Origin of the sequence: Sphingomonas sp. Leaf231 (genome assembly GCF_001421995.1) — a bacterium.
In the GTDB taxonomy this organism is placed as follows: domain Bacteria; phylum Pseudomonadota; class Alphaproteobacteria; order Sphingomonadales; family Sphingomonadaceae; genus Sphingomonas.
Genome location: NZ_LMLS01000001.1, coordinates 23,849 through 49,174, shown reverse-complemented (window position 1 = coordinate 49,174; position 25,326 = coordinate 23,849). Strand labels below are relative to the sequence as shown.

General features: G+C 66.0%; 25 protein-coding genes and 1 tRNA gene. 17 read left to right on the top strand and 9 right to left on the bottom strand.

Translation table 11 applies throughout. The annotated features are described in order from the left end of the window. Position 1 precedes the first annotated feature (1 nt). Positions 2-1,312, bottom strand: coding sequence for a methylenetetrahydrofolate--tRNA-(uracil(54)-C(5))-methyltransferase (FADH(2)-oxidizing) TrmFO (gene trmFO, locus ASE95_RS00270; protein WP_056629849.1), 1,311 nt, complete (start codon positions 1,310-1,312; stop codon positions 2-4). Between the two features lie 59 nt (positions 1,313-1,371). Here trmFO and ASE95_RS00265 point away from each other — a divergent pair, with 59 nt between their 5' ends. After that, positions 1,372-1,806: a DUF488 domain-containing protein gene (locus ASE95_RS00265; protein ID WP_056629846.1), complete on the top strand. Its 435-nt coding sequence runs from the start codon at positions 1,372-1,374 to the stop codon at positions 1,804-1,806. A 112-nt stretch (positions 1,807-1,918) separates the two neighbouring features. Here ASE95_RS00265 and ASE95_RS00260 read toward each other — a convergent pair whose 3' ends face one another. From ASE95_RS00260 to ASE95_RS00245, 4 genes are all read right to left on the bottom strand, one after another. Next, positions 1,919-2,272 carry a DUF952 domain-containing protein gene (locus tag ASE95_RS00260; protein ID WP_056629844.1) on the bottom strand — a complete coding sequence of 118 codons (354 nt, stop codon included), beginning with the start codon at positions 2,270-2,272 and terminating at the stop codon, positions 1,919-1,921. Further along, the gene (gene gyrA, locus ASE95_RS00255) at positions 2,269-5,037 is read right to left on the bottom strand and encodes a DNA gyrase subunit A (RefSeq protein WP_056629841.1); all 2,769 of its coding nucleotides are present in this window, start codon (positions 5,035-5,037) and stop codon (positions 2,269-2,271) included. The genes ASE95_RS00260 and gyrA overlap by 4 nt, the downstream gene beginning before the upstream one ends. Before the next feature lie 70 nt (positions 5,038-5,107). Continuing rightward, positions 5,108-5,764: an SDR family NAD(P)-dependent oxidoreductase gene (locus tag ASE95_RS00250; RefSeq protein WP_056629838.1), complete on the bottom strand. Its 657-nt coding sequence runs from the start codon at positions 5,762-5,764 to the stop codon at positions 5,108-5,110. After that, positions 5,764-6,510: a YaaA family protein gene (locus ASE95_RS00245; RefSeq protein ID WP_056629835.1), complete on the bottom strand. Its 747-nt coding sequence runs from the start codon at positions 6,508-6,510 to the stop codon at positions 5,764-5,766. Before ASE95_RS00245 ends, ASE95_RS00250 begins: the two co-directional genes overlap by 1 nt. A gap of 149 nt (positions 6,511-6,659) precedes the next feature. On the opposite strand from ASE95_RS00245, the gene ASE95_RS00240 reads away from it, so the two are divergent. Continuing rightward, positions 6,660-7,931 carry a hypothetical protein gene (locus ASE95_RS00240; RefSeq protein WP_056629832.1) on the top strand — a complete coding sequence of 424 codons (1,272 nt, stop codon included), beginning with the start codon at positions 6,660-6,662 and terminating at the stop codon, positions 7,929-7,931. Positions 7,932-8,015: 84 nt separating this feature from the next. Here ASE95_RS00240 and ASE95_RS00235 read toward each other — a convergent pair whose 3' ends face one another. Further along, positions 8,016-8,477, bottom strand: a complete 462-nt coding sequence (locus ASE95_RS00235; RefSeq protein ID WP_056629829.1) for an Lrp/AsnC family transcriptional regulator — start codon at positions 8,475-8,477, stop codon at positions 8,016-8,018. Between the two features lie 176 nt (positions 8,478-8,653). Here ASE95_RS00235 and ASE95_RS00230 point away from each other — a divergent pair, with 176 nt between their 5' ends. Then, positions 8,654-10,288, top strand: a complete 1,635-nt coding sequence (locus ASE95_RS00230) for a sensor histidine kinase (protein WP_235528103.1) — start codon at positions 8,654-8,656, stop codon at positions 10,286-10,288. Between the two features lie 10 nt (positions 10,289-10,298). Here the strand turns inward: ASE95_RS00230 and ASE95_RS00225 are convergent. Then, a tRNA-Ile gene (locus ASE95_RS00225) sits at positions 10,299-10,374 on the bottom strand. A gap of 108 nt (positions 10,375-10,482) precedes the next feature. On the opposite strand from ASE95_RS00225, the gene ASE95_RS00220 reads away from it, so the two are divergent. Further along, positions 10,483-10,668, top strand: coding sequence for a DUF5818 domain-containing protein (locus ASE95_RS00220; RefSeq protein ID WP_235528102.1), 186 nt, complete (start codon positions 10,483-10,485; stop codon positions 10,666-10,668). A gap of 43 nt (positions 10,669-10,711) precedes the next feature. On the opposite strand, the gene ASE95_RS00215 is transcribed toward ASE95_RS00220, so the two are convergent. After that, positions 10,712-11,932 (bottom strand): NADP-dependent isocitrate dehydrogenase, encoded by a 1,221-nt coding sequence (locus ASE95_RS00215; RefSeq protein WP_056629819.1) that lies wholly within the window; start codon positions 11,930-11,932, stop codon positions 10,712-10,714. Positions 11,933-12,050: 118 nt separating this feature from the next. Between ASE95_RS00215 and ASE95_RS00210 the strand changes: the two genes are divergently transcribed. Together ASE95_RS00210 and ASE95_RS00205 are read left to right on the top strand one after the other, a co-directional pair. Next, entirely contained in the window at positions 12,051-12,773 is a 723-nt protein-coding gene (locus tag ASE95_RS00210) for a phosphatidylserine decarboxylase (protein WP_056629816.1), read from the top strand. An 11-nt stretch (positions 12,774-12,784) separates the two neighbouring features. Beyond that, a complete protein-coding gene (locus ASE95_RS00205) occupies positions 12,785-13,591 on the top strand; it encodes a CDP-alcohol phosphatidyltransferase family protein (RefSeq protein ID WP_056629814.1) in 807 nt (268 codons plus the stop codon). Here ASE95_RS00205 and ASE95_RS00200 read toward each other — a convergent pair. Then, complete coding sequence (locus ASE95_RS00200) at positions 13,533-13,769, bottom strand: hypothetical protein (protein ID WP_156347824.1); 237 nt, start codon at positions 13,767-13,769, stop codon at positions 13,533-13,535. The two genes, ASE95_RS00205 and ASE95_RS00200, sit on opposite strands and share 59 nt — an antisense overlap. Positions 13,770-14,061: 292 nt before the next feature. Here ASE95_RS00200 and rpsB point away from each other — a divergent pair, with 292 nt between their 5' ends. The 11 genes from rpsB (at position 14,062) to fabZ (ending at position 25,265) form a co-directional block, all read left to right on the top strand. Then, positions 14,062-14,877 (top strand): 30S ribosomal protein S2, encoded by an 816-nt coding sequence (gene rpsB, locus ASE95_RS00195; protein ID WP_056629808.1) that lies wholly within the window; start codon positions 14,062-14,064, stop codon positions 14,875-14,877. A gap of 129 nt (positions 14,878-15,006) precedes the next feature. Continuing rightward, a complete protein-coding gene (tsf, locus tag ASE95_RS00190; RefSeq protein ID WP_056629803.1) occupies positions 15,007-15,939 on the top strand; it encodes a translation elongation factor Ts in 933 nt (310 codons plus the stop codon). Positions 15,940-16,133: 194 nt separating this feature from the next. Then, a complete protein-coding gene (gene pyrH, locus ASE95_RS00185; RefSeq protein WP_200918704.1) occupies positions 16,134-16,877 on the top strand; it encodes a UMP kinase in 744 nt (247 codons plus the stop codon). Beyond that, the gene (gene frr, locus ASE95_RS00180; RefSeq protein WP_056629800.1) at positions 16,864-17,421 is read left to right on the top strand and encodes a ribosome recycling factor; all 558 of its coding nucleotides are present in this window, start codon (positions 16,864-16,866) and stop codon (positions 17,419-17,421) included. Before pyrH ends, frr begins: the two co-directional genes overlap by 14 nt. A gap of 28 nt (positions 17,422-17,449) precedes the next feature. Beyond that, positions 17,450-18,181, top strand: coding sequence for an isoprenyl transferase (locus ASE95_RS00175; protein ID WP_056629797.1), 732 nt, complete (start codon positions 17,450-17,452; stop codon positions 18,179-18,181). A 10-nt stretch (positions 18,182-18,191) separates the two neighbouring features. Beyond that, positions 18,192-19,013, top strand: coding sequence for a phosphatidate cytidylyltransferase (locus ASE95_RS00170; protein ID WP_056632780.1), 822 nt, complete (start codon positions 18,192-18,194; stop codon positions 19,011-19,013). Continuing rightward, complete coding sequence (locus ASE95_RS00165) at positions 19,010-20,167, top strand: 1-deoxy-D-xylulose-5-phosphate reductoisomerase (protein ID WP_056629794.1); 1,158 nt, start codon at positions 19,010-19,012, stop codon at positions 20,165-20,167. Before ASE95_RS00170 ends, ASE95_RS00165 begins: the two co-directional genes overlap by 4 nt. Continuing rightward, the gene (locus ASE95_RS00160; protein ID WP_056629791.1) at positions 20,164-21,297 is read left to right on the top strand and encodes a M50 family metallopeptidase; all 1,134 of its coding nucleotides are present in this window, start codon (positions 20,164-20,166) and stop codon (positions 21,295-21,297) included. The genes ASE95_RS00165 and ASE95_RS00160 overlap by 4 nt, the downstream gene beginning before the upstream one ends. A gap of 139 nt (positions 21,298-21,436) precedes the next feature. Beyond that, positions 21,437-24,121, top strand: coding sequence for an outer membrane protein assembly factor BamA (gene bamA / locus ASE95_RS00155; RefSeq protein ID WP_082449598.1), 2,685 nt, complete (start codon positions 21,437-21,439; stop codon positions 24,119-24,121). Beyond that, complete coding sequence (locus tag ASE95_RS00150; RefSeq protein WP_056629788.1) at positions 24,121-24,780, top strand: OmpH family outer membrane protein; 660 nt, start codon at positions 24,121-24,123, stop codon at positions 24,778-24,780. The genes bamA and ASE95_RS00150 overlap by 1 nt, the downstream gene beginning before the upstream one ends. After that, entirely contained in the window at positions 24,777-25,265 is a 489-nt protein-coding gene (gene fabZ / locus ASE95_RS00145) for a 3-hydroxyacyl-ACP dehydratase FabZ (protein ID WP_082449362.1), read from the top strand. The genes ASE95_RS00150 and fabZ overlap by 4 nt, the downstream gene beginning before the upstream one ends. Positions 25,266-25,326 lie beyond the last annotated feature (61 nt).

Sequence of the window (25,326 nt, the reverse complement as noted above, 5' to 3'; positions counted from 1 at the left end):
GTCAGGCGGCCATCCATCCGGCCAGCGCGGTGCGTGCGCGATCGGTGTACATCTTCTTGCGATCCGCCTTCTTCGTGCGGCCGGGGATCGGCGGGAAAAGCCCGAAATTGACGTTCATCGGCTGATAGCTATCCGCCTCCGCGCCGCCGGTGATGTGCGATAGCAGCGCACCGAAGGCGGTCTCGACCGGCGGCGGCGCCAGCGTTTCGCCACGCAGTTCGGCCGCGGCGAACCGGCCGGCGAGCAGGCCGATCGCCGCGCTCTCGATATAGCCCTCGCAACCGGTGATCTGCCCGGCGAAGCGGATGTTCGGGCGCGAACGGAGCCGCAGCGTTTCGTCGAGCAGCTCGGGCGAGCGCAGGAAGGTGTTGCGGTGGAGCCCGCCGAGCCGCGCGAACTCGGCTTTCTCCAGCCCCGGGATGGTGCGGAACAGACGCACCTGCTCGGCATGTTTCAGCTTGGTCTGGAAACCGACGATGTTCCATAACGTGCCCAACGCATTGTCCTGCCGCAGCTGGACGCAGGCATAGGGCCAGCGCCCGGTACGCGGATCGTCGAGCCCGACGCCCTTCATCGGGCCGAAGCGCGGCGTGTCGATGCCGCGCTCCGCCATCACCTCGATCGGCATGCAGCCCTCGAAATAGGGGACGTTTTCCCATTCCCGGTATTCGGTCTTCTCACCGGCGAGGATCGCCTCGATGAACGCCAGATATTGCTGCTTGTCGAGCGGGCAGTTGATGTAATCACTGCCTTCGCCCTTGTTCCAGCGGCTCTGGAACCACGCGATATCGGTGTCGATCGAGTCGCGGTGCACGATCGGGGCGATGGCGTCGAAGAACGCCAGCGAATCGCGCCCGGTCTCGGCGGCGATGCTGTTCGACAGCGCCGGCGCGGTAAGTGGCCCGGTGGCGACGATCGCGGGCGTATCGGGCAGCATGTCGACGCGCTCGCGCACGACGGTGATGTTGGCGTGCGCCGCCACCGCGGCGGTGACGCTGGCAGCGAAGCCGTCACGGTCGACGGCGAGGGCGGAACCGGCGGGTACGCGGTGCCGGTCCCCCTCACGCAGGATCAGCGAACCCAGCGCACGCATCTCCTGATGCAGCAGGCCGACCGCATTGCTGTCCGCATCATCGCTGCGGAAGCTGTTGGAGCAGACCAGTTCGGCGAGATCGGTGGTGTGGTGCGCAGGGGTCGTGTCCCCCGCACCGCGCATTTCGGAAAGGCGGACCTTGAAGCCGGCCTCCGCCAACTGCCATGCGGCTTCCGACCCGGCCAGCCCGCCGCCCACGATATGAATGTCATGCGTCATGGATGCGCGGATAGCCGCTGCGACTTGTCTTGTCAGGTGCGTGCGGCCACTTCGTGGTGATGACGATCTACACCATCGGTTATGAAGGCACGACGATGGCCGGGTTCATCGCCGCGTTGCAGGACGCCGGCGTGCGGCGGGTGATCGACGTCCGCGCACTGCCGCTGTCGCGGCGGCCCGGTTTCTCCAAGTCGCCGTTGAGGGCGTCGCTGATGGAGGCGGGAATCGACTATGTCCATCTGAAGGCGCTGGGCACGCCCAAGCGCGGGCGCGATGCGGCCAAGAAGGGCGACGTGGCGACGTTGACTGCGGTGTATGACGCGCAGCTCGAACTGCCTGAGGCGCAGGGGCAAGCGGCGCAGATGCTGGCGCTGGCGGATCAAATGCCCAGCGCGCTGGTCTGCTACGAACGGGATCCGTGCCATTGCCACCGTACGCTGTTGCTGCGTGCGGTGGGCGAGGGGCGTGAGGTGGTGGATCTGTTCGCCGGGTGACGGCGCGGCCCCCGGTTCGAGGTCGGGGCCGACGAAAGGCTGCAAAGGTGGAAGGCTGCTTGCCGGACGGTTCCGGACGCACCGATTTCCAGTCGGTCGCTGCCCGTGCCGCTCAGCCGGCGATCGGCAGCTTCACCGTTCCATCGTCGCCACGCTCCAGCGGGCCGTAGGCGACTACCGTCTCCAGCAGCACCTCGCCGTAGAGGTGCGGGAACGATTGTCCGCCCCGCGATGCCTCCCACTTCACCTTGTCGCCGTGCGCGGCGAGATCGATCGCCGCGACGTGGAGGTCGGCTTGCCCGCCGAAGTGCTTGTCGACGGTTTCGGTCAGCTGCGCGGCGGTCGACAGGTGAATGTACCCGTCGGCGATGTCCACCGGTGCGCCCGCGAAGTGGCCGTCACGTTCCAGCGCGGTCATCTGTTCGGCGGTCAGCACCTTGTAGGCGGTGAGCGGCATGTCGCTCATTCGCCATCCTCCGGGCCGGCGGCGGCATCGTCGCCGATCGACGCGCCATCGTCTGGAACGATCGCGGCGTCGCCGGCCAGTTCCGCGGCGACCAGCGCCTCGGCCGCATCCTCGGGCTCCGGCTCCTCGTCGATCCGCGCGGCGGAGACGACATGCTCGTCCTTCGCCACGTTGAACAGCCGCACGCCGGCCGATCCGCGCCCGATGACGCGCAGACTGCCCAGCGGCATGCGGATCATCTTGGCCTGGTCGGTGACCAGCATCAGCTGCTCGGCCTTGGTCGACGGGAAGCTGGCGACGACCGGGCCGTTGCGCGGGATGTTGTCGATGTTGGTGATGCCCTGTCCGCCACGCCCGGTACGCCGATATTCGTAGGCGGAGCTGATCTTGCCATAACCGTTGGCGCACACCGTCAGGATGAACTGCTCGGCACCGCGCAACCGCTCGAAATCGAGCTGGTCCATCGTCAACTCGCCTTCGCGATCCTTCCACGGGGCGTTGCGCAGATAGGTTTCGCGCAGTTCGCCATCTGCTTCCACGCGGTGGAGCACCGACAACGAAATCACCTGATCCTCCCCCTTCAGCGCGATGCCGCGCACGCCGGTGGAATTGCGGCTCTGGAACTCGCGCACCTCGTCCGCGGCGAAGCGGATCGCCTTGCCCAGCCGGGTGGCGAGCAGCACATCGTCGCCCTCGTCGAGCAACGCGACGCCGATCAGCCGGTCGTCGGTATCATCGCCCTCGAACTTCATCGCGATCTTGCCGTTCGACGGCACGTTGGTGAACGCGTCCATCGAGTTGCGGCGCACCGATCCCTTCGCGGTGGCGAACATGACGTGCAGCTTGCCCCATTCCGCCTCGTCCTCGGGCAGCGGCAGGACGGTCGAGATCGTCTCGCCCTGCTCCAGCGGCAGCAGGTTGATCATCGGACGACCGCGCGTCGCAGGGCCACCCTCCGGCAGGCGCCACACCTTCATGCGATAGACGCGGCCCAGCGTGGAGAAAAACAGCACCGGCGTGTGCGTCGAGGTGACGAACAGCTTGGTGATGACGTCCTCGTCCTTGGTCGTCATGCCGGCGCGGCCCTTGCCCCCGCGCGCCTGGGCGCGGAACGCATCGAGGGGCGTGCGCTTGATGTAGCCGGCCATGGTGACGGTCACCACCATGTCCTCGCGCTCGATCAGATCCTCGTCGTCGATGCCGTCCGCAGCGGCGGCGATCTCGGTGCGGCGCGGCGTGGCGAACTGGTCGCGGACGTCGTGGAATTCCTCCCGCATCACCGCGTAGAGCTTCACCCGGTCCGACAGGATCGCCAGCAATTCTGCGATCGAATCGGCAAGCGTCTTCAGCTCGTCGCCGATCTCATCGCGGCCCAACGCGGTCAGGCGATGCAGGCGCAGATCGAGGATCGCGCGAACCTGCACCTCCGACAATCGGTAGCTGTCGCCCGCGACGTCGGTTTCCAGCGCCTCGACCAGCCGCAGATAGGGTGCGATCTCCGCGATCGGCCATTCGCGCGCGATCAGCTTGGCACGTGCCTCCGCAGGGCTGGACGAACCGCGGATCATCCGCACCACTTCGTCGAGATTGGTGACCGCGATCACCAGCCCCAGCAGGATATGGGCGCGCTCGCGCGCCTTGTTCAGCTCGAACTTCGATCGGCGGGTGATGACCTGTTCGCGGAACTGCACGAACGCGCTGATGATCTCGCGCAGGTTCAGCAACTCGGGCCGGCCGCCGCGGATTGCCAGCATGTTGGCCGGGAACGACCCTTGCGCCGGCGTGTGCCGCCACAATTGGTTCAGCACCACTTCGGGAGTGGCATCGCGCTTCAGGTCGATGACGATCCGCACACCCAGGCGGTTCGATTCGTCGCGAATGTCGCTGACGCCCTCGATCCGTTTGTCCTTGGCGGCCTCCGCGATCTTTTCGACCAGCGCGTTCTTGCCCTGCTGGAACGGAATTTCGGTCAGCACGATCGAGGTGCGATCGCCACGGCTCGTCTCGACCTTGTGTCGCGAGCGCACGATCACCGAGCCGCGCCCGGTTTCGTACGCCGATCGCGCGCCGGCGCGGCCCAGGATGATCGCACCGGTCGGGAAGTCGGGACCGGGAACGATCTCCATCAGCTCCTCGGTGGTGATCGCGCCGTTATCCAGATACGCCAGACACGCGTCGACGACCTCGCCCAGATTGTGCGGCGGGATGTTGGTCGCCATGCCCACCGCGATACCGCCGGCACCGTTGACCAGCAGGTTCGGGAAGCGCGCCGGCAGCACCTGCGGCTCGCGTTCCGACCCGTCGTAGTTCGGCTGGAAATCGACCGTATCCTTGTCGAGATCCTCGAGCAGGTAGTTCGCCGACTTCGCCAGCCGCGCCTCGGTATAGCGCATCGCGGCGGGCGGATCGGGGTCCATCGAACCGAAGTTGCCCTGACCGTCGATCAGCGGCAGGCGCATCGACCAGTCCTGCGTCATGCGCGCCAGGGCGTCATAGATCGCGGTATCGCCGTGCGGGTGATATTTACCGATGACGTCGCCGACGATGCGCGCCGACTTGCGATACGGCCGGTTGTAGAGGAACCCGCTTTCGTTGGCGGAATACAGGATGCGGCGATGCACCGGCTTCAACCCGTCGCGCACGTCGGGCAGCGCGCGCGCGACGATGACGCTCATCGCATAGTCGAGGTAGCTGGTCTTCATCTCCTCGACGATGGAGATGGGGGCGATAGCGGAATGATCGGCGAGGACGGTGTCGTCGGCCAATGTAACGTCTTTCTGTTTTACGGATTCGTTTCAGGCATGTGTCTAGGACGCACGCGGGCCAAAGTCACGCCTAGGGCGCAATCTCGACGCCGTCCCACGCGAACAGCTTGCCGCTGTCGACCGGTTTCAGCCCATCGAGGACGTCCAGCAACTGCACCGCGGCGCGATCCGGCTGGAACAGGTCGCGGCCACCTTGCTGAAACGGTTTGGAAAGTCGCGTGTCCACGGTTCCCGGGTGCAGCGCGACGACGATGCCGCGATCGTTGCGGCGCTTGTCCTCCACCGCCAGCGTGCGGATCAGCTGATTGAGGGCGGCCTTGCTGGCGCGATAACCGTACCATCCGCCGAGGCGATTGTCGGAGATGCTGCCGACCCGCGCGGATAGCGCGGCGAACACCGAGCGGCCGGTGCGCGGCAGGAGCGGCAGGAAATGCTTGGCGACCAGCGCGGGGCCGATCGCGTTGATCGCATATTGCCTGGCGAGCCAGACCGGATCGAGATCGCGCAGCGCCTTTTCGGGGCCATGGTCCGCATCGTGGAGCAGGCCGGTGGCGACGACCACCAGATCCGCCTTCGCCACCCGCGACGCGGCGGCCACGATGCTCGCCTCGTCGGTCAGGTCGAGGTCGGCGCGGGTCAGGCGCACGACGTCGTTCTCCTCCTCCTCCAACGCCGAGGACAACGCCGCGCCGATTCCGCCGCCGGCACCGATGACGACCGCGCGCATCAGGCGGCCCGCCGGAACGACCAGCGCGCCTCGTCGCTGGCATCGGCATCGAAGCGATAGCCAGCGGTGTCGAACGCCTTCATGCCGTCGAGATCGGCGACATGATGCTCGATCAGGTAGCGCGCCATCATCCCGCGCGCCTTCTTGGCATGGAAGCTGACGAAGCGCCCGTCGACCTCGCGGAAATCGACCGCCAGCACGCGCACGTCGTCCGGCAGCTTGCCCGACACCGCTTCCCAATATTCCTGGCTGGCGAGGTTGAGGACCGTTCCCGATCCTTCCGCCGCCACGTCCTGCGCCAGTGCGTCGGCGATGCGCATGCCCCACCAGTCGGTCAGCCGGTCCCGCCGCGGCGCCCAGCGCGTGCCCATTTCCAGCCGGTAAGGGCGGATCCCGTCGAGCGGACGCAGCAGGCCGTACAGGCCCGAGAGCAACCGCAGATGATCCTGCGCGAAATGGACCGCCGGTTCGTCGAGCGTCGCCGCATCCAGCCCGGTGTAGACGTCGCCCGCGAAGGTATAGAGCGCGGGGCGCTCCTGCGCATCGGGGAAGTCGTGAAAGCGGTCGGCGTTGAGCTTGGCGAGGGCGGGGGAGATCTTCATCAACTCGGCCAGCCGCTTCTGCGTCAGGTGCGAGGCGGCTTTCGCCAGCGTCGCAGCCTCCCCGGCGAAGCGCGCGGGGGTGGCGGGGAACGGGGCGGGAGTGTCGAGGTCCAGCGTCTTGGCCGGCGAGAGAACGGCGATCATCCGCGTCCCCGTACGCCCCGTCCGGCGCGCGTTCAATCGCGGTTCAGCGGCGGACACGCATTGCTACGGTACATTCCTTGAACACGCGCGCGACCGGCACTAGAGCGGCCGACGAGCGTTACGCCCGCGAAATCTGGAGAGACGTGTCGATGAAGACCCTTTCGAACGCCGTGATGGCCGTGCTTCTGGCCGGGGGAGCGACAGTCGCGCTCGCGCAGCCTGCCGTGGCGCAGAAGCAGAAGAAGGAAGAACAGAAGGGCGATCAGCTCAAGCTGAGCAACGAGGTGCGTGGCCCCGCCGCGCAGGCGCAGACCGCGCTTTCGGCCAAGGACGTCGCCACCGCTGCGCCGCTGGTCGCCGCCGTAGAGGCCGCCGCCAAGACCGACGACGAGAAGTATATCGCCGCGGCATTGCGCCTGAACCTGGAGGTGATCCAGCCGGGTGGCCCGAACAACGCGAACCTGGTCGCGCCGCTCGACGCGCTGATCGCCAGCCCGCGCACCGCGCAGGCCGACAAGGCGAAATATACCTATCAGCGCGGCGTGATCGCGGCGAATGCCAAGGATGCTCCCGGCGCGCTCCGGTTCTTCGAGCAGGCGCAGCAGCTGGGGTACAACGACCCGAACCTGCCGCTACAGCTGGTCAAGCTGAAGATGGACTCGGGCGATATCGCCGGTGGTTCGGCGGCGCTGGCCAAGATGGTCGACGAGCAGATGGCCGCTGGCCAGAAGCCGTCGGAGGACATCTTCCGCTATGCGATCGCGCGCAACAACACCGCCAAGAACCCGACGGAAGCGCGCGCATGGATGCGCCGATACCTGACCGCCTATCCGACCCCGAAGAACTGGCGCGACATGCTGGTGTTCTGGGGCATCCAGCCGCAGTCGATGGCGACGCTGGACAAGTCGCAGAAGGTCGATCTGTATCGCCTGCTGCGTTCCGGCAAGGCGCTGGCCGATCAGTATGATTACGAGATCTACGCGCAGTGGACCTTCGATCAGGGCCTGCCGTGGGAGTCGAAGGCGGTGCTGACCGAGGGCAAGGCCGCGGGCAAGATCCCGGCGAACAGCCCGGATGCCGGCAGCCTGCTGGCGGCGGCGAACAAGTCGATCTCGAACGAAGGCTCGATGGCCGCAGTCGAGGGACGTGCGATGAAGGCGGCCGACGGCAAGCTGGCCGCCAGCACCGCCGACGCATACCTCGGCACCGGCGAATATGCCAAGGCGATCACGCTGTATCGCGCGGCTTTGCAGAAGGGCGGGGTGGATGCGAACACCGTCAACACGCGGCTTGGCATCGCGCTGACCAATTCGGGCGACAAGGCCGCTGCGAAGACGGCGTTCCAGGCGGTCACCGGTACCCCGCGCGCCGACATCGCGGCATGGTGGATCGACTTCCTCGATCATCCGCCGGTCGCCTGATCGTTCGAATCGCACCGACGAAGCGAAGGGGCGGCCTGCGGGCCGCCCCTTTTCGTCAAGGCCCTGTCCCGGACCGCCCGAACCTCAGTCGATCGGCACGCCGGTCCGCGACTTCGACGTGCGGATCGTCAGCGACGATTTCACGCTGGTGACGTTGGGCGCGGAGGTCAGCTTCGTCGTCAGGATACGCTGGAAGCTCTCCAGGTCGGCGGCGACGATCTTCAGGATGAAGTCGATCTCGCCGTTCAACATATGGCATTCACGCACTTCCGGGATCGCGGCGACATGCGCCTCGAACATTGCCAGATCCTGTTCGGCCTGGCTGCGCAGGCTGACCATCGCGAAGACGGTGATCGGGAAGCCCAGCTTGGTGGCGTCGCATTCGGCATGATAGCCGCGGATCACCCCGGCCTGTTCCAAAGCACGGACCCTGCGCAGGCACGGCGGCGCGGTCAGGCCCACCCGCTCGGCGAGATCGACGTTGGTCATTCGTCCATCCTCCTGTAGCAGCGCCAGGATTTCACGGTCGATCCGATCGAGGGTCATACTTCTCACTCTGCTTGCTCCCGCGTATCTTCGCGAAAGCTGCCTACAGTGGCGCTATAGGAATATTGCGTGGAAACGCAATTGTCCAAAGCTGCTTCATTCCGGGATAGATCCGAATACTCGGCGATGTACCCGGCAGCGGCATGCCCCTAAAACGGCTGCGACGAGGGACGCGGGTGTTCCGGGGAGTGCTGGGTTTCGTGCGGTTCGACGATAGCCTGAAGACCGTGCTGGCCGCGGAGTCGACGTCCGCGCTGGGTGCACAGGCGGCGTTCCGGCAGTTGGTCGACCTGATCGGTCGCGGGCGGGCATCCGCCGATGCGCCGTTGCTGGCCCGGCTGAACGCGCTACGTGACCGGGTGCCCGAACCGGTCCGGCTGGCTGCGGCGCGGTCGCTGGCACTGATGGAGGCGCCGGTGGCGCTCGTCGACTTTTTCGCCAGCGACACGCCCGACGTGATCGCTGCGGCGCTGCGTGCGGTGCGGCTCGATAGCGATGATTGGGAAGCGCTGTTGCCACGGATCGGGCCGATCGGGCGTAGCGTGTTACGCCGCCGACGCGACCTCGCACCATCGGTGGTCCGTGCGCTGAACATGCTTGGCGCACACGATCTCGTACTCGGCTACGCACCGGCCGGCGTGCAGAACGGCGGCGCCTGCGATCCGATTGCCGAACAGGCCGGCCCGCGGTTCGAGGTCGCCGAACTGGTCCGCCGGATCGAGGCGCATCAACAGGCGCAGGCCGGTCCGGAGGGCGATGCGCCGTCGCCGTTGACCGCCTTCCAGTTCGAAACCGATGCGGCCGGGGTGATTCGCTGGCTGGATGCGGCGCCGCGCGGCGCGGTGATCGGGCTGACGCTGGATCACCGCGACGCGGGCTGGGCCGGAGCGGCGGTCGACGGCGTCGCTTCGGGTGCGTTTCGCAAGCGCGCGGCATTCTCCGACGCGCGGCTGGTGGTGCCTGGTGCGTCGGCCATCGCGGGCGACTGGCGGATCGCAGGCGTGCCGATGTTCGACCATGCGACCGGCGCTTTCACCGGAATGCGCGGGCAAGCGCGTCGACCGCGCATCGACGAGCGCGCGGGGCATGGCGACGAACGCACGCGCGCCGCCGTCTCGGAAGGGTTGCGGCGGCTGGTCCATGAACTGCGCACACCGGCCAATGCGATCGCCGGCTTTTCCGAGCTGATCGGGCGGGAATTGCTGGGGCCGGTCGCGCCGGTCTACCGGGATCGTGCGGACGACATTCGCCGTCACGTCACAGGGTTGATCGGGGCGATCGAGGACCTGGATCTGGCCGCACGCATCGATGGCGGCGCGCTCGATCGCCGTGACGGCGTCACGTACGTGCCGGCGTTGTTGCAGCGGATCGGCGACGATCTGGCACCGCTGGCGACACTGCGTGGGGCCGAACTGGTGCTGCCGATGCAGCAAGAGGCCGCCTGGTCGCTCGATCCATATGATGCCGAGCGGCTTATATCGCGGCTGCTGGCCACGCTGCTGTCCGCGGCACAGCCGGGGGAGCGGCTGACCATGGCGCTGATATCGGGGGTGGGCACGCTGGCTCTGGCAGTCGTGCCCCCCGCGGCGTTCGCGTTGCGCGACGAGGCGACGCTGCTGGCGCTGGACGACGAGGATGCGACCGTCGACGAGGGTGCGCCCTTGCTGGGCGTCGGCTTCGCATTGCGGCTGGTCAGGAACCTGACGGCGGAACTCGGCGGTCGGTTCGTGATCGCGCCGGGACATTTCACCTTGCTGCTGCCCGCCGCGGCACTCGACCACGCCGGGCATGCGACAACCGGCATGCCGTGATCGTCCGCGGTGGTGGGCCCGGCAGGACTCGAACCCGCAACCTAGCCGTTATGAGCGGCCAGCTCTAACCGTTGAGCTACAGGCCCACACCCCGCAGTTCCGTAGCGCCGGTTCCCGCGTGCTGGCAAGCCGTTCTCTCGATTGCACGGGCAAGCCGCAATCGCCATGTGACCGCGATGGGTACCGATGACGGGATGATCGACGAAACGGGGATGTTGCTGCGCGACGGAGCGGCCTTCGTGCTGCAACGGGACCGCGGCGGCCGCTACGTGCTGGAACTGGCGCGGGTGCCCGTCGACCATGTGCAGAAACGCGTGCGCATCCGCGGAATGCTGTGCAGCGACGGTCGGGTCGCCGTCGACGGGATCAGCGGCGCCTGAGAAGCATGGACGGCGGGGGTACCCGCCGTCCATGCCGTCCGGGTCAGGCCCAGTTGGCCATCTTCTTCTCGAGGTTGGCGCGGACTGCCTCGAAGAACTGCTCGGTGGTCATCCAGCGCTGGTCCGGCCCGATCAGGATCGCGAGATCCTTGGTCATGTCGCCGCTCTCGACCGTTTCGACGCAAACCTGCTCCAGCGTCTCGGCAAAGCGCGTCACGTCGGGCGTGCCGTCGAACTTGCCGCGATACTTGAGGCCACCCGTCCAGGCGAAGATCGAGGCGATGGGGTTGGTCGAGGTGGCCTTGCCCTGCTGATGCTGGCGATAGTGGCGGGTGACGGTGCCGTGCGCGGCCTCGGCCTCGATCGTCTTGCCATCGGGGGTCATCAACACCGAGGTCATCAGTCCCAGCGAGCCGAAACCCTGCGCGACCTGATCCGACTGCACGTCGCCGTCATAGTTCTTGCACGCCCACACGAACTCGCCGTTCCACTTCAACGCGGAGGCAACCATGTCGTCGATCAGGCGGTGTTCGTAGACGATGCCCGCGGCCTTGAACTGGTCGACGAACTCGCTTTCGAACACTTCGGCGAAAATGTCCTTGAAGCGGCCGTCATATGCCTTGAGAATCGTGTTCTTGGTCGACAGGTACACCGGCCAGTTGCGGCCCAGCCCGTAGTTGAGCGAAGCGCGCGCGAAATCGCGAATCGACTCGTCGAGGTTGTACATGCCCATCGCGACGCCGGCGGCGGGGAAATCGAATACTTCGTGCTCGATCGTCTCGCCGTTCTCGCCTTCCCACTTCATGGTCAGCTTGCCCTTGCCAGGCACCTTGAAATCGGTCGCCTTATACTGGTCGCCGAAGGCGTGGCGGCCGACGACGATCGGGTGCGTCCAGCCGGGGATCAGGCGGGGAACGTTCTTCATCACGATCGGCTCGCGGAAAACGACGCCGCCCAGGATGTTGCGAATCGTGCCGTTGGGCGAACGCCACATCTTCTTGAGGTCGAACTCCTCCACGCGCGCCTCGTCCGGCGTGATCGTGGCGCACTTCACGCCGACGCCGTACTTCTGGATCGCCTTCGCGCTGTCGATGGTGACCTGATCGTCGGTGCGGTCGCGCTCCTGCACGCCCAGGTCGTAATAATCGAGATCGATGTCCAGGTACGGCTTGATCAGGCGCTCGCGGATCCATTCCCAGATGATCCGGGTCATCTCGTCGCCGTCGATCTCCACGACCGGGGTCTTCACCTTGATCTTGGCCATGCTCGCTTTTCCTTCGCGTGGGGTGTTTGGTGCGGCGATAGGGGGAAGGCGGACGAGGATCAACCGCGCGGCCGTCAACGGCGTTGTCACCGGGGCATCGCACCGGTAGGACGAAGCGATGACTTCGCTCGACAAGCCGCCGGTCGTCACGACCACCGTCAAGTGGCGCTTTCCCGCCGTCCACCCCGAGGGGCAGAAATTCACCGCAATCGCGTTCGGCATCACGCTGTTGATGACGATCGTGTCGAAGGTGTTCTTCTGGCCATTCCTGGGGCTCACGCTGTGGGTCGCCGCGTTCTTCCGCGATCCGGTACGCACCACGCCGGTCGGCGACGACCTGATCGTCTCGCCCGCCGACGGCCTGATCACGATGATCGAGCGGGTGCCGGTGCCGCGCGAGCTGGTCGGCGATCTCGGTGACATGCCGATGGTGCGCGTGTCGGTGTTCATGTCGGTATTCGACGTCCACATCAACCGGTCGCCGATCGCGGGCACGATCCGGCAGGTGGTCTATATCTCCGGCAAGTTCCTGAACGCCGACCTCGACAAGGCGTCGGAAGAGAATGAGCGCCAGCATTTCGTGGTCGAGGGTTTCGATGGTCGTCGGGTCGGCTTCACGCAGATCGCCGGGCTGGTCGCGCGACGGATCGTCGGCTTCGCCAAGATCGGCGACATCGTCGCGGCGGGGCAGCGGGTGGGGTTGATACGCTTCGGCAGCCGCGTCGACGTCTATCTGCCCGAAGGTTACGAGCCGCAGGTCGCATTGGGACAGCGTGCCGTGGCGGGTGAAACGGTGCTTGGCCGCTCCGGCGTCGCCCGTATCACCGGCGTGTCGCAGTAAGCGCGCCGGTTATGCAGCCGCCGATCCGCCGCCCGCTCCGTCGCAAGCCCGGCGGGCTGCCGCTCCGCGCCGTCGCCCCCAATGCCGTCACGGCATTGGCGCTGTGTTCAGGGCTGTCGGGGATACGCTTCGCGATCTCCGGGCATTGGGAACTGGCAGTGGTGATGGTGCTGGTCGCCGGGGTTCTCGACGGACTCGACGGGCGGGTCGCGCGCATGCTGCATGGCGAAAGCCGCTTCGGTGCCGAGCTCGACTCGTTATCCGACGCAATCTCGTTCGGGGTGTCGCCGGCGCTGATCCTGTATCTCTGGTCGCTGCACACCCTGCCACGCTTCGGCTGGATGGCGACCCTCGTTCTCGCCGTATTCTGTGCGCTGCGCCTCGCGCGCTTCAACGCCCATATCGACGCCGACGACCAGCCACACAAATCGGCCGGTTTCCTGACCGGCGTTCCCGCACCCGCGGGTGCGGCGCTGGCCTTGTTGCCGTTGTTCCTGTGGTTCGTCACGGAAGAGCCGCTGCTGCGCGATCCCTATCTGATAGCGCCATGGACGATCATGGTCGCATTGCTGATGGTGTCGAGCCTCGCGACATTCTCATGGGGATCGATGAAACTGCGTCCCAATATCCGCTTCGAGGCGATCGCCATCGTCGTGGCGGTCGGCGCCGCGGCGGTCAGCGCGCCGTGGCAGACCGCGGCGGTGGCCGGAATCGCCTATCTCGTCTCGATGCCGTTCAGCGTGGCGAGCTACGCCCGGATCAAGCGGCTTCGCGCGGCCGCAACGCCATCGACGCCGATCCTGCCGCCCAGCGCCTGACCGCGATCCGCCGCTCGGCGCGCACCAGCGTGGACAATGGTTCGAAACGAGCATCGCCGCGGCCCCCGCGCAATACCGATACGATCCGCGCCGCCTGCGGCCGGATCGTCACCGCCAGCGCGTAGACCGCAAACACCGCTGCGCCGCCGAACACCACTACCGCCATCAACGTAGCCATACATGCCTCCTCGCACATAGTGCGAACCATGAAGCTGTAAATTCCCGCACAGCTGCATGGTTCCTGAATCAATATCAGAGCGGCCACGATACCACCTGGTTCCTGCTCTGTTCCCAACCCTTGTTCCACCTATGTTCGGGCCTGTCAATCATGATCCGAACATTGCAATGCGCCACACACTCGGCTAAGGCGCGCGCCTCAACCCCGCATGGGGAGCATCATCAACCGGTGCGCTGGCCTTGCAGGTCGCGTCACTCGCTCCCCAGAGGCTTAACCGGAAGGAAAACACCCCATGGCGGCTCCTGTCGTCTCCATGCAGCAGCTCATCGAGACTGGCGCGCATTTCGGTCACCAGACCCACCGCTGGAACCCGAAGATGAAGCCTTACATTTTCGGCGATCGCAATGGCGTCCACATCATCGACCTGTCGCAGACCGTGCCGCTGTTCGCGCGCGCGCTGGACTTCGTCAGCCAGTCGGTGGCTGCCGGTGGCAAGGTGCTGTTCGTCGGCACCAAGCGCCAGGCGCAGGAGCCGGTTGCCGAGGCGGCCCGCCGTGCCGGCCAGCATTTCGTCAACCACCGTTGGCTGGGCGGCATGCTCACCAACTGGAAGACGATCTCGAACTCGATCAAGCGCCTGAAGTCGCTTGAGGAGCAGTTGTCGGGCAACACCGCCGGCCTGACCAAGAAGGAAGTACTGCAGCTGACGCGCGAGCGCGACAAGCTGGAATTGTCGCTGGGCGGCATTCGCGACATGGGTGGCATTCCGGACGTGATGTTCGTTATCGACGCCAACAAGGAAGAGCTGGCGATCAAGGAAGCCAACACGCTGGGTATCCCGGTCGTCGCGATCCTCGATTCGAACGTGTCGCCGGACGGTATCGCCTTCCCGGTGCCCGCGAATGACGACGCCGCTCGTGCGATCCGCCTGTATTGCGAGGCGATCGCGATCGCCTCGACCCGCGGCAACCAGCAGCAGCAGTCGAACCGTGGCATCGATATGGGCGCGATGAGCGAGCCGCCGGTCGAGGAGGCGCTGAACGCCGAAGCGCCGGCGGAAGCCACCGCAGAAACTCCGGCCGCTGAGGGTGAGCCCGCCGCCGCCTGATGGCGACGCGCGAATGTCATGGAGGCGTCGTAATCGGGGCCTTCATGATTTCCGTTTCCTATATTCCGTTCGACGCGCGGCGATCGCCTGATCGCGGCGCGTCGATGCAATCAAGCTGAGGACAGTCAAATGGCCGATATCACGGCAGCCATGGTCAAGGACCTGCGCGAGAAGAGCGGCGCGGGCATGATGGATTGCAAGAAGGCGCTGAACGAGACCGCCGGCGACATGGACGGCGCGCTCGACTGGCTGCGCACCAAGGGTCTGGCCGCGGCGCAGAAGAAGTCGAGCCGCACCGCCGCCGAAGGGCTGGTCGGCATCGCAGTCGCCGGCACCAAGGGTGCGGTGGTCGAGGTGAACTCCGAGACCGACTTCGTCGCCAAGAACGAGCAGTTCCAGAACTTCGTACGCGAAGTGACGCAGATCGCGCTCGCCACCGGTGGCGACGTCGACGCGATCAAGGCTGCCAAGATGCCGTCGGGGACGTCGGTCGAAGAGGCTCTGACCAACAACATCGCCACGATCGGCGAGAACCAGTCGATCCGTCGTGCGCGCCAGCTGAGCGTCGGGCAGGGTGCGGTCGTCGCCTATGTTCACAACCAGCAGAGCGCCGGACTCGGCAAGATCGGCGTGCTGGTCGCGCTGGAAAGCGCCGCGGCCGACGACGTGCTGCAGGGTCTGGGCAAGCAGCTGGCGATGCACATCGCCGCCGCATTCCCCAAGGCGCTGAACGAAGGCGACCTGGACGAGGCGGAGATCGAGCGCGAGCGCGCGATTGCGACCGAGAAGGCTGCGGAATCGGGCAAGCCGGCCGACATCATCGCCAAGATGGTCGAGGGTTCGATCGCCAAGTACCGCAAGGAGCATGCGCTGGTCAGCCAGCTGTTCGTCATGGACGGCAAGACCAAGATCAGCGACGTCGTTGCCAAGGCCGGCAAGGACGCCGGTGCCGAGATCGTGCTGACGGACTATGTGCGCTTCCAGCTCGGCGAAGGCATCGAGAAGGAAGTGTCCGATTTCGCGGCCGAAGTGGCGGCTGCTTCGGGCGTTCCGCAGGGTTGACCCGGCGTGATGCCGCGGGCGCGATCCGCGGCATTACACGACCAATCGAACCGCCGCTCCGGTTTGCGCCGGGGCGGCGGTCTGCGTTTGGATGCCAAGGGATGCGCCACGACGATCGTGTCAACCCATTGCCAGCCGCGTACCTGCCGCTTAGGGTCCGAGCCGCTTCGCCTCCCCAAAACAACGGAATTCGTGTGACCGAGCCTCGCTACAAACGCATCCTGCTCAAGCTGTCGGGAGAAGTCCTGATGGGTGAGGGGGGCCTCGCGATCGATCCTGCGGTGACCGCGCGGGTCGCCGAGGAGATCGCCGACGTGAAGGCGCAGGGCTACGAACTGTGCGTGGTCGTGGGCGGCGGCAACATCTTCCGCGGTCTGGCCGCGGCGGCGCAGGGTTTCGAGCGCGGCACCGCCGATTATATGGGGATGCTCGCCACGGTCATGAATGCGTTGGCGGTGCAGAACGCGCTGGAGCAGATCGGCGTCGATACGCGCGTACAGTCGGCGATCCCGATGCAATCGGTGTGCGAGCCCTTCATCCGTCGTCGCGCCGAGCGGCATCTGGAGAAGGGCCGTGTGGTGATTTTCGCCGCCGGCGTCGGCTCGCCGTTCTTCACCACCGACAGCGGCGCAGCGCTGCGTGCGGCGGAAATGAACTGCGACGCGCTGTTCAAGGGCACGTCGGTCGACGGTATCTATGATGCCGATCCGAAGAAGGTGGCTGGCGCGACGCGTTATGAGACAGTCAGTTACGACATGGTGCTGGCAAAGAACCTGAAGGTCATGGATGCCAGCGCGGTCGCGCTGTGCCGTGATTCGGACATTCCGATCGTCGTGTTCAACATCCGGCAGCACGGCAATTTCGCCGCGGTGCTGGGCGGGAACGGCATTTCGACGGTCGTGCAGAAGCAGATGGAGAATATCGATGCCCGCGTATGACAAGGCCGATCTGGAGCGCCGCATGCATGGTGCGGTGGAATCGCTGAAGGGCGATCTCTCCGGCCTGCGCACCGGCCGCGCCTCGACCTCGCTGCTCGATCCGGTGACGGTAGAGGTTTACGGCGCGCACATGCCGCTCAATCAGGTCGCGACGGTGTCGGTGCCAGAGCCGCGGATGCTGTCGGTTCAGGTATGGGACAAGACCAACGTCGGTCCGGTCGAGAAGGCGATCCGCTCCGCCGGTCTGGGTTTGAACCCGATCAACGACGGGCAGACGCTGCGCCTGCCGATTCCGGATCTGACCGAGGAGCGTCGCAAGGAACTGGCGAAGCTGGCCGGCCAATATTCGGAGAAGGCCAAGATCGCGGTGCGCAACGTGCGGCGCGACGGCATGGACGCGCTGAAGACCGACGAGAAGAAAAACGTTATTTCGGAAGACGAGCGCAAGCGCCACGAGACCGAGGTGCAGAAGCTGACCGATGCGACGATCACGGAGATCGATACGACGTCGGCGGCGAAGGAAAAGGAAATCCTCAACAAGTGACGCGGCGCGCGCTTCGGAGGGCGATCTGATGGCGACCGCGGCGGTTCCGCACCCAGTGCCGGCAGTGTTGCCGCGTCATGTCGCGATCATCATGGACGGCAACGGTCGCTGGGCCGCGGCACGGCGCCTGCCGCGTGCGATGGGTCACCGCGCCGGCGTGGAAGCTGTGCGCAACGTCACCCGCGCCGCGCGCGCGCTGGGAATCGAGGCGTTGACGCTCTACGCCTTCTCCTCGGAAAACTGGCGGCGGCCGGCCGAGGAGGTCAGCGGGTTGATGAAGCTGCTCAAGCTGTTCATCCGCAACGATCTGGCCGAGTTGGTGCGTGAGGACGTGCGGCTACGCGTGCTCGGCGATTACCGGCGTTTTCCCGGCGATGTCGTCGAGTTGATCGACGATGCGCTGGCGCGGACGGCGGACAATCGCGGGCCGATCCTCGCGATCGCGCTCAATTATGGCGCGCAGGCCGAACTGGTCGAGGCGGCGCGGACGCTGGCGGCGCGGGCGGCGGCGGGCGGGCTCGATCCTGCCTCGATCGATGCCGAGGCGATCGAGAAGCAGCTCGAAACCCGCGACCTGCCCCCGCTCGACCTGTTGATCCGCACGTCCGGGGAGCAGCGGTTGTCCAACTTCCTGCTGTGGCAGGCAGCGTACGCCGAGTTGCTGTTCGTTGACACCTTGTGGCCGGATTTCGGAGCCGGGGATCTGAGCGAGGCGGTTGATGCATTCGGGCGGCGTCAGCGCCGCTACGGCGGCCTGTGACGCCACGCGCATGAGCGACGACCTACCGCTTCCGCCGACCCCCGATGCGAAGCTTCGCACGCCGTCGAATCTGCGGCTGCGGATGATCGCCAGCGTCGGGATGATCGCGATCGCCTCCGTGGCGATCGTGCTGGGCGACATCGCGTTCTGGCTGCTCGCGATCGTCATCGCGTTGTTCATGATGGCGGAATGGTGCGACCTGCAACATGTATCGCCCAAGACCAAGCGCCTCGCACAGATGGCGCTCAGCGTCCCGCTGGCGACGATGGCGCCGGCATGGTTGATCATCGAGCCGCACGACTTCTTCACGCTGGGGTTGATCGGCGGCGCGGCGTTCTTCGTCGTGATCGTGACGAAGCTGCCGCAACTCGCGCTGGGCGTGGTCTATTGCGGAGTGCCGGTGCTGGCGCTGGTGGTGTTGCGGCGATACGGCGATTCCGGCCTGCTCTACGCTTTCTGGGCGATGGCGCTGGTCTGGGCGTGCGATATCGGCGCGTTCTTCGCGGGGCGCTCGATCGGCGGCCCGAAGCTGGCGCCGCGGCTGTCGCCCAATAAAACGTGGGCGGGCCTGATCGGCGGGACCGTCGCGGCGGCAGCGCTCGGGCTGGCGCTTCACGGCGTCGCGGGACTTCCACTGGCGTTGGCGCTCTGGTCTCCGGTGTTGGCGGTGCTGTCGCAAATGGGCGATCTGTACGAAAGCTGGTTGAAGCGCCGCGCGGGGGTCAAGGATTCGGGCAATATCCTGCCGGGCCATGGCGGCGTGCTCGACCGGCTCGACGGGCTGGTGCCGGTCGCGCCCGTCGCCGCGGTGCTGGTGCTGGTGCTCGCGTGAGGACGGTCAACATCCTCGGCGCGACCGGCTCCGTCGGTACGTCGACGCTCGATCTGGTCGAGCGTGCACCGGAAAGCTTCCGCGTGCGCGCGCTGACCGCCAACCGCGACGTCACGAAATTGGCTGCGGCGGCAATCCGCACCCGCGCCGAACTGGCGGTGGTCGCCGATGAAGGCTGCCTCGACTCGCTGCGCACCTTGTTGACCGGCACCGGTATCGCCGCGGCCGGCGGCGTGGAGGGGCTGTGCGAGGCGGCGGCGAACGGCGCGGATTGGACGATGGGCGCGATCGTCGGGTGCGCGGGCCTTCGCCCGACGCTTGCGGCGATCGAGCAGGGCGGCACGGTGGTGCTCGCCAACAAGGAGCCACTGGTTTCCGCCGGTGCGATCATCACGGCCGCCGCCCGCAAACATGGCGCGACGTTGTTGCCCGCGGACAGCGAGCACAACGCGATCTTCCAATGCCTCGATCCGGCGCAGGTCGCGCGGGTCAGGCGGATCATCCTTACCGCGAGCGGCGGGCCGTTCCGCGACTGGTCGCTGGCCGACATGGCGGCGGTCACCCCGGCGCAGGCGGTGGCGCATCCGAACTGGTCGATGGGCGCCAAGATCTCGGTCGACAGCGCCACGATGATGAACAAGGGACTTGAACTGATCGAGGCGGCGGCGTTGTTCCCCGTCGCACCGGACCGTATCGAGATCGTCATCCATCGCCAGTCGGTGATCCACAGCATGGTCGATTATGTCGACGGCTCGATGCTGGCGCAGCTTGGGCCATCGGATATGCGGGTCCCGATCGCGCACTGCCTGGCATGGCCGGACCGGATGGCGACACCTATGGCGCCGCTCGACCTAGTAAAGCTCGGCAGACTTGACTTCGAAGCGCCTGATACAGAACGTTTTCGGGCACTTGCCCTCGCGCGATCGGCGGTTGATGCCGGTGGCGCACGCCCCGCGATCCTCAACGCCGCCAACGAAGTGGCGGTGGCCGCGTTCCTGCGCGGTGCGATCGGCTTTCTTGAAATCGCCGCAATCGTCGACGATACCCTGCAGCGCTATGACCCGGCCGCGCCGGACACACTCGACGCGGTGCTCCACGTCGATGCGGAGGCGCGGAGAATGGCCGGTGAGCGCGTGAAGGATTGCGTCGTTTGATCCAAACTCCCGGAGTGTTGCTTACTATCCTCGCCTTCGTGCTGGTGATCGGTCCGCTCGTCTTCATCCATGAAATGGGTCATTACCTCGCCGGGCGGTGGTTCGGGGTTAAGGCAGAGGCGTTTTCGATCGGGTTCGGCCGCGAAGTGGCGGGCTGGACGGACCGGCGCGGTACGCGCTGGCGGGTCGCAGTGCTGCCGCTGGGTGGTTACGTCAAATTCGCGGGCGACATGAACCCGGCGAGCCAGCCGACGGCCGACTGGCTGGCGCTGCCCGCCGCCGAACGGCAGCAGACGTTTCAGGCCAAGCCAGTCTGGCAGCGCGCGATCATCGTCGCTGCCGGGCCGTTCGTGAATTTCGTGCTGGCGATCCTGATTCTCGCCGGCTTCGCGGTCGCTTATGGCGACGCCCGCACGCCGAGCCTCGTGGGGCAGGCGATCCCCGGGACCGCTGCCGCGGCGGCGGGCCTGCGCACAGGCGACCGGGTGACCGCGCTGGGCGGGCGTGAGGTCGAGACGTTCGAGGACATGGTGCGGTTCGTGAAGATCCGCGCGGGTGAACGCATCCGGGTCGATTACGTCCGCGGTTCCACGCCGGCCGCCGTCGATGCGGTGATCGGCACCCAGGTGCAGGAAGACCGCTTCGGCAACAGCTACCGTGTCGGGTTGCTGGGCATCTCCCCCGCGGCTCCGGTGATCGAGCCGGTCGGGGTGCTGGAAGCTCCTGTCGTGGCGGTCCGCCGTACTGGGCAGATCGTCGAGATGATGGTCGAGACGATCGGCCAGATCATCTCGGGGCGCCGCTCCGTAAAGGAGCTTGGCGGGCCGCTGTCGATCGCCAAGGTGTCGGGCGAGCAGATTTCGCTCGGCGCGGATGCGTTCGTTTTCCTGATAGCGCTGGTGTCGATCAATCTCGGGTTCATCAACCTGCTGCCAGTGCCGATGCTGGATGGCGGACATTTGTTGTTCTATGCGATCGAGGCGGTCAGGCGACGTCCGGTCGCGCCCGAGGCGGTGGAATGGGCTTATCGCGGCGGATTGGTGGCGGTGCTGGCGTTGATGTTGCTCGTGACGTTCAACGATCTGGGCAACTTCGGCCTGTGGCGTCATCTGGCCGGGTTGATCGGGTGAGCAAGCTAGGGCAGGGCGGCGCGGGCGTCGTCGACAGGCCGCGTGCGGACGACGTTTACTCTCGGGTAGGATTGCAGTGACGGTGTTCAACACTTCGACTTCGCGGGCGCGTGCCTCGGCGACCTTGCTGGGCTGCACCATGCTGGCCGGTGTCCCGCTGGCCGCGACCGCCCAGACGCGGCCGGCGCCGCGACCCGCCACTGCGGTGCAGGCGACCACTCCCCCGGGTCAGCAGACGACGGCGACGCCGGCGATCCAGCAACCCGCGGCCCGCGCGATCGCCTCGCTGCGCGTCGACGGCACGCAGCGGATCGAGCCGGAAACCGCGCTCAGCTACACCAAGCTGCGCCAGGGTGACGCCTATACCAACGAGACGCTCGATCAGGCGATCAAGGATCTGTACGCCAGCGACCTGTTCGCGGACGTGACGATCGATGGGGCGTCGACGGGAAATATCGTGATCCGGGTGCGTGAGAATCCGATCATCAACCGCGTTATCTTCGAGGGCAACAAGCGCTTGAAGGAAGACAAGATCGGCAAGGAGGTTCGCCTCAAGCCGCGCCAGATCTTCACGCGCTCCGCGGTGCGCGCCGACGTGACGCGGATCGTCGAGCTGTATCGCCGGCAGGGCCGCTTCGCCGCGACCGTCCAGCCAAAGATGGTCAGCCTCGACCAGAACCGCGTCGATGTGATCTTCGAGGTGAGCGAGGGGCCGAAGTCGAAGGTCCGCCAGATCAACATCATCGGCAACGAGGTGTTCGACGATGGCAAGCTGCGCGCGCAAATGGCGACCAAGGAAGCGCGCTTCTACCGCTTGCTGTCGTCCGGGACGTCCTACGATCAGGATCGTCTTGCCTATGACCAGCAGAAGCTGCGCCAATTTTACCTGACCGAAGGCTATGCCGATTTCCGCGTCACATCCGCGGTCGCCGAACTGACCCCGGATCGCAAGGACTTCATCATCACCTACGTGGTGGAGGAAGGTCCGCGCTTCAAGTTCGGGGACGTGACCGTCGACAGCGACATTCGTGATTTCGACGGCAAGAAGCTGGCGGCTGGTCTGCCGATCAAGAAGAACGACTGGTACAACGCCAAGATGGTCGAGGACACCGTCGACAATCTCAGCGAAACCGCGGGGCTGTTCGGCTACGCGTTCAGCGACGTGGCGCCGGAGTTCCAGCGCGATCGCGAGACGCTGACCATGTCGATCAACTTCCACATCGGTCAGGCACAACGCACCTACGTCGAGCGGGTCGACATCACCGGCAATACGCAGACGCAGGATAAGGTGATCCGGCGCGAGATCCGGCTGGGCGAAGGGGACGCGTTCAACAGCTTCCAGGTGAAGCGTTCGCAGGATCGCATCAACTCGCTGGGCTTCTTCCAGGACAAGTTCGAGATCAAGCAGACGCCCGGCTCTGCGCCCGACCGCGTGCTGCTCGAAGCCAACGTCGAGGAGCGCTCGACAGGGCAGCTTCAGCTCTCGGCGGGCTTTTCCAGCCTGGAGCGTTTCATTATCCAGGCCAATATCACGCAGAATAACTTTCGCGGCAAGGGTCAGACGCTTAGTGCCGGCGTGAACTATTCTACTTATTCCAAGTCGCTCCAGCTTGGCTTCACAGAGCCATATATCTTCGACAAGAACATCGCACTGGGCGTGGATGTGTTCCGGCGCGATTACAACGCGTTCAACTTCGTCGGCAACAACCGGAACACCACATACAGTCAGGTGTCGACCGGCTTCCAGGTTCGCACCGGCGTGCCGTTGACGGAATATTGGCAGCTGGCCGGTCGTTACCAGTTCTCCTATGACGAAGTGGGGCTGGACGAGAACAGCTTCTACACCAACAACGAGTGCGATCCGTTGAAGGCTGGCCGCTATCTCTGCGACTCGATCGGCAACCGGATCACGTCCTCGGTCGGCTATTCGTTGATCTTCGACAGCCTCAACAGCCGGTTGCGCCCGACCGCCGGGCAGCGTTTCGTGTTCAGCCAGGATTTCGCCGGGTTGGGCGGCGACGTGAAGTATATTCGCAGCAAGCTGGATTTCTCGAAGTTCGTTAACATCGGCAGCGGATTTATCGGCTCGTTCGTCGGCGAGGGCGGCTATATCAAGTCGCTGGAGAAGTCGCGCGGCGAGGGCGTCGATCGCATCCGGATCAACGACCGCTTCTATCTGGGTGAGCCGCAGTTCCGCGGCTTCGATATTCGCGGTGTCGGCCCGCGTGTGCAGCGGCGCTATTACACGACCGATGGCACGACGGGGAACCAGGTGCTGGTCACCGATCGCGAACAACTGATCGACGACGCCCTGGGTGGCACGGCCTATTATCTAGGCCGGTTCGAGCTTGAGGTGCCGCTCGGCTCGGGCGCGCGTGAACTGGGGCTGCGACCCTCGATCTATGCGCAGTTCGGCAGTCTGTTCAACATCACCCGGCCGCGACCCACCGCCGTTTTCCCGACCACCACCGATGCCAATGGCAACACTATCGTGCTGCCGCTGCCGGTGAAGGACACCGCCGGCAACCCGCTCTATTCCTATGTCAACGCGGTGGGCCTGGCAGTGCCGACGACCTGCGCCGCGGGCATTCCGAACGGCAACGGCGGGTGTAACGGCATCGTGCCGAACTCGCCGCAGATCGCGTCGCAGCCGTTCGACGAGCGTTTCCTCGGCAATTCGGCCCGACCGCGCGTGTCGGTGGGCATCGGCGTCAACTGGAATTCGCCGTTCGGCCCGCTGCGCATCGATCTTGCCAAGGCATTGGTGTCGCAGCCGGGCGACGACCGCAAGCTTATCACCTTCAACGTAGGGACGCAGTTCTGATGACCAACTTCAAGCACCTCCTGCTCGCCGCGGCGCTGGTCGCCCCGGGCACGTTCGTCGCCGCCACCGCGACCGCGCAGGTTGCCGGCATCGCCGTCGCCGATCCGGAGGCCGCCGTCGCCAATTCCAAGGCATGGGCGACCGCACGCACGCAGATCCAGACGACGTACAAGGCGCAGATCGATCAGGCGAACACGCGTCGCCAGGCGATCACCACCGAGCTGCAGCCGCTGGTCGCTGCCTATCAAAAGGCCGCCGGCGCGCCCGGTGCGACCGAAGCATCGCTGCGCACCCAGGCGCAGGCGATCCAGACCCGCGAGCAGACCGCCAACGCCGAACTGCAGCGCCTGACCGCGCCGGCCAGCCGCGCGCAGGCCTATGCCCTGGAGCAGATCTCGGCCAAGCTGCCCGACGCGGTGAACGCCGCGGTTCGCGCCAAGAGCGTCAGCCTGCTGCTGCGCCCGAACGCCGCACTGTTCGCGCAGCCGACCACCGACATCACCTCGGCGATTACCGCCGAACTCGACCGTGCCGTCCCGACCGTCGGCATCACGCCGCCGGCCAACTGGCAGCCGGGCCAGCAGGGCGAAGCCGGTGCCGCAGCGGCGGCCGCACCTGCGGCACCCGCGGCCACGAATCGCGCGCCCACCGGCCGGTGAGCGACGCGGCAGCGGACGAGACGGGCGGATCGACGGGTCCGCTCGACATCGCGGCGGTGATGGCGGCGCTGCCGCATCGTTATCCGATGCTGCTGGTCGACCGGGTCGAGGATATCGTACCCGGTCGATCGATCCGCGCGATCAAGGCAGTGACGATCAACGAAGGCTTTTTCCAAGGGCATTTCCCCGGTCGTCCGATCATGCCCGGCGTGCTAATCGTCGAGGCGCTCGCGCAGGCGGCAGGCGTTCTGGCGGTCGAGAGCTTCGGCCTCGCCGGATCGGGCAAGCTCGTCTATTTCATGGCGATCGAGGGCGCCAAGTTCCGCAAGCCGGTGGAGCCGGGCGTGCTGCTGTCGCTGGAGGTCGAGTTCGTGCAGAAACGATCGTCGGTCAGCAAGTTCGCTGGTGTCGCGAGGATCGACGGACAGGTCGCGGCGGAAGCGAACTTCACCGCGATGATCGCCGATCCGCCCAAGCCGCGGTGATCGCTTGCCGCGCGCGGTGAAGCTTTGACTTGGCCGCACGTTTGGCGTAGGCGCGCGCCTT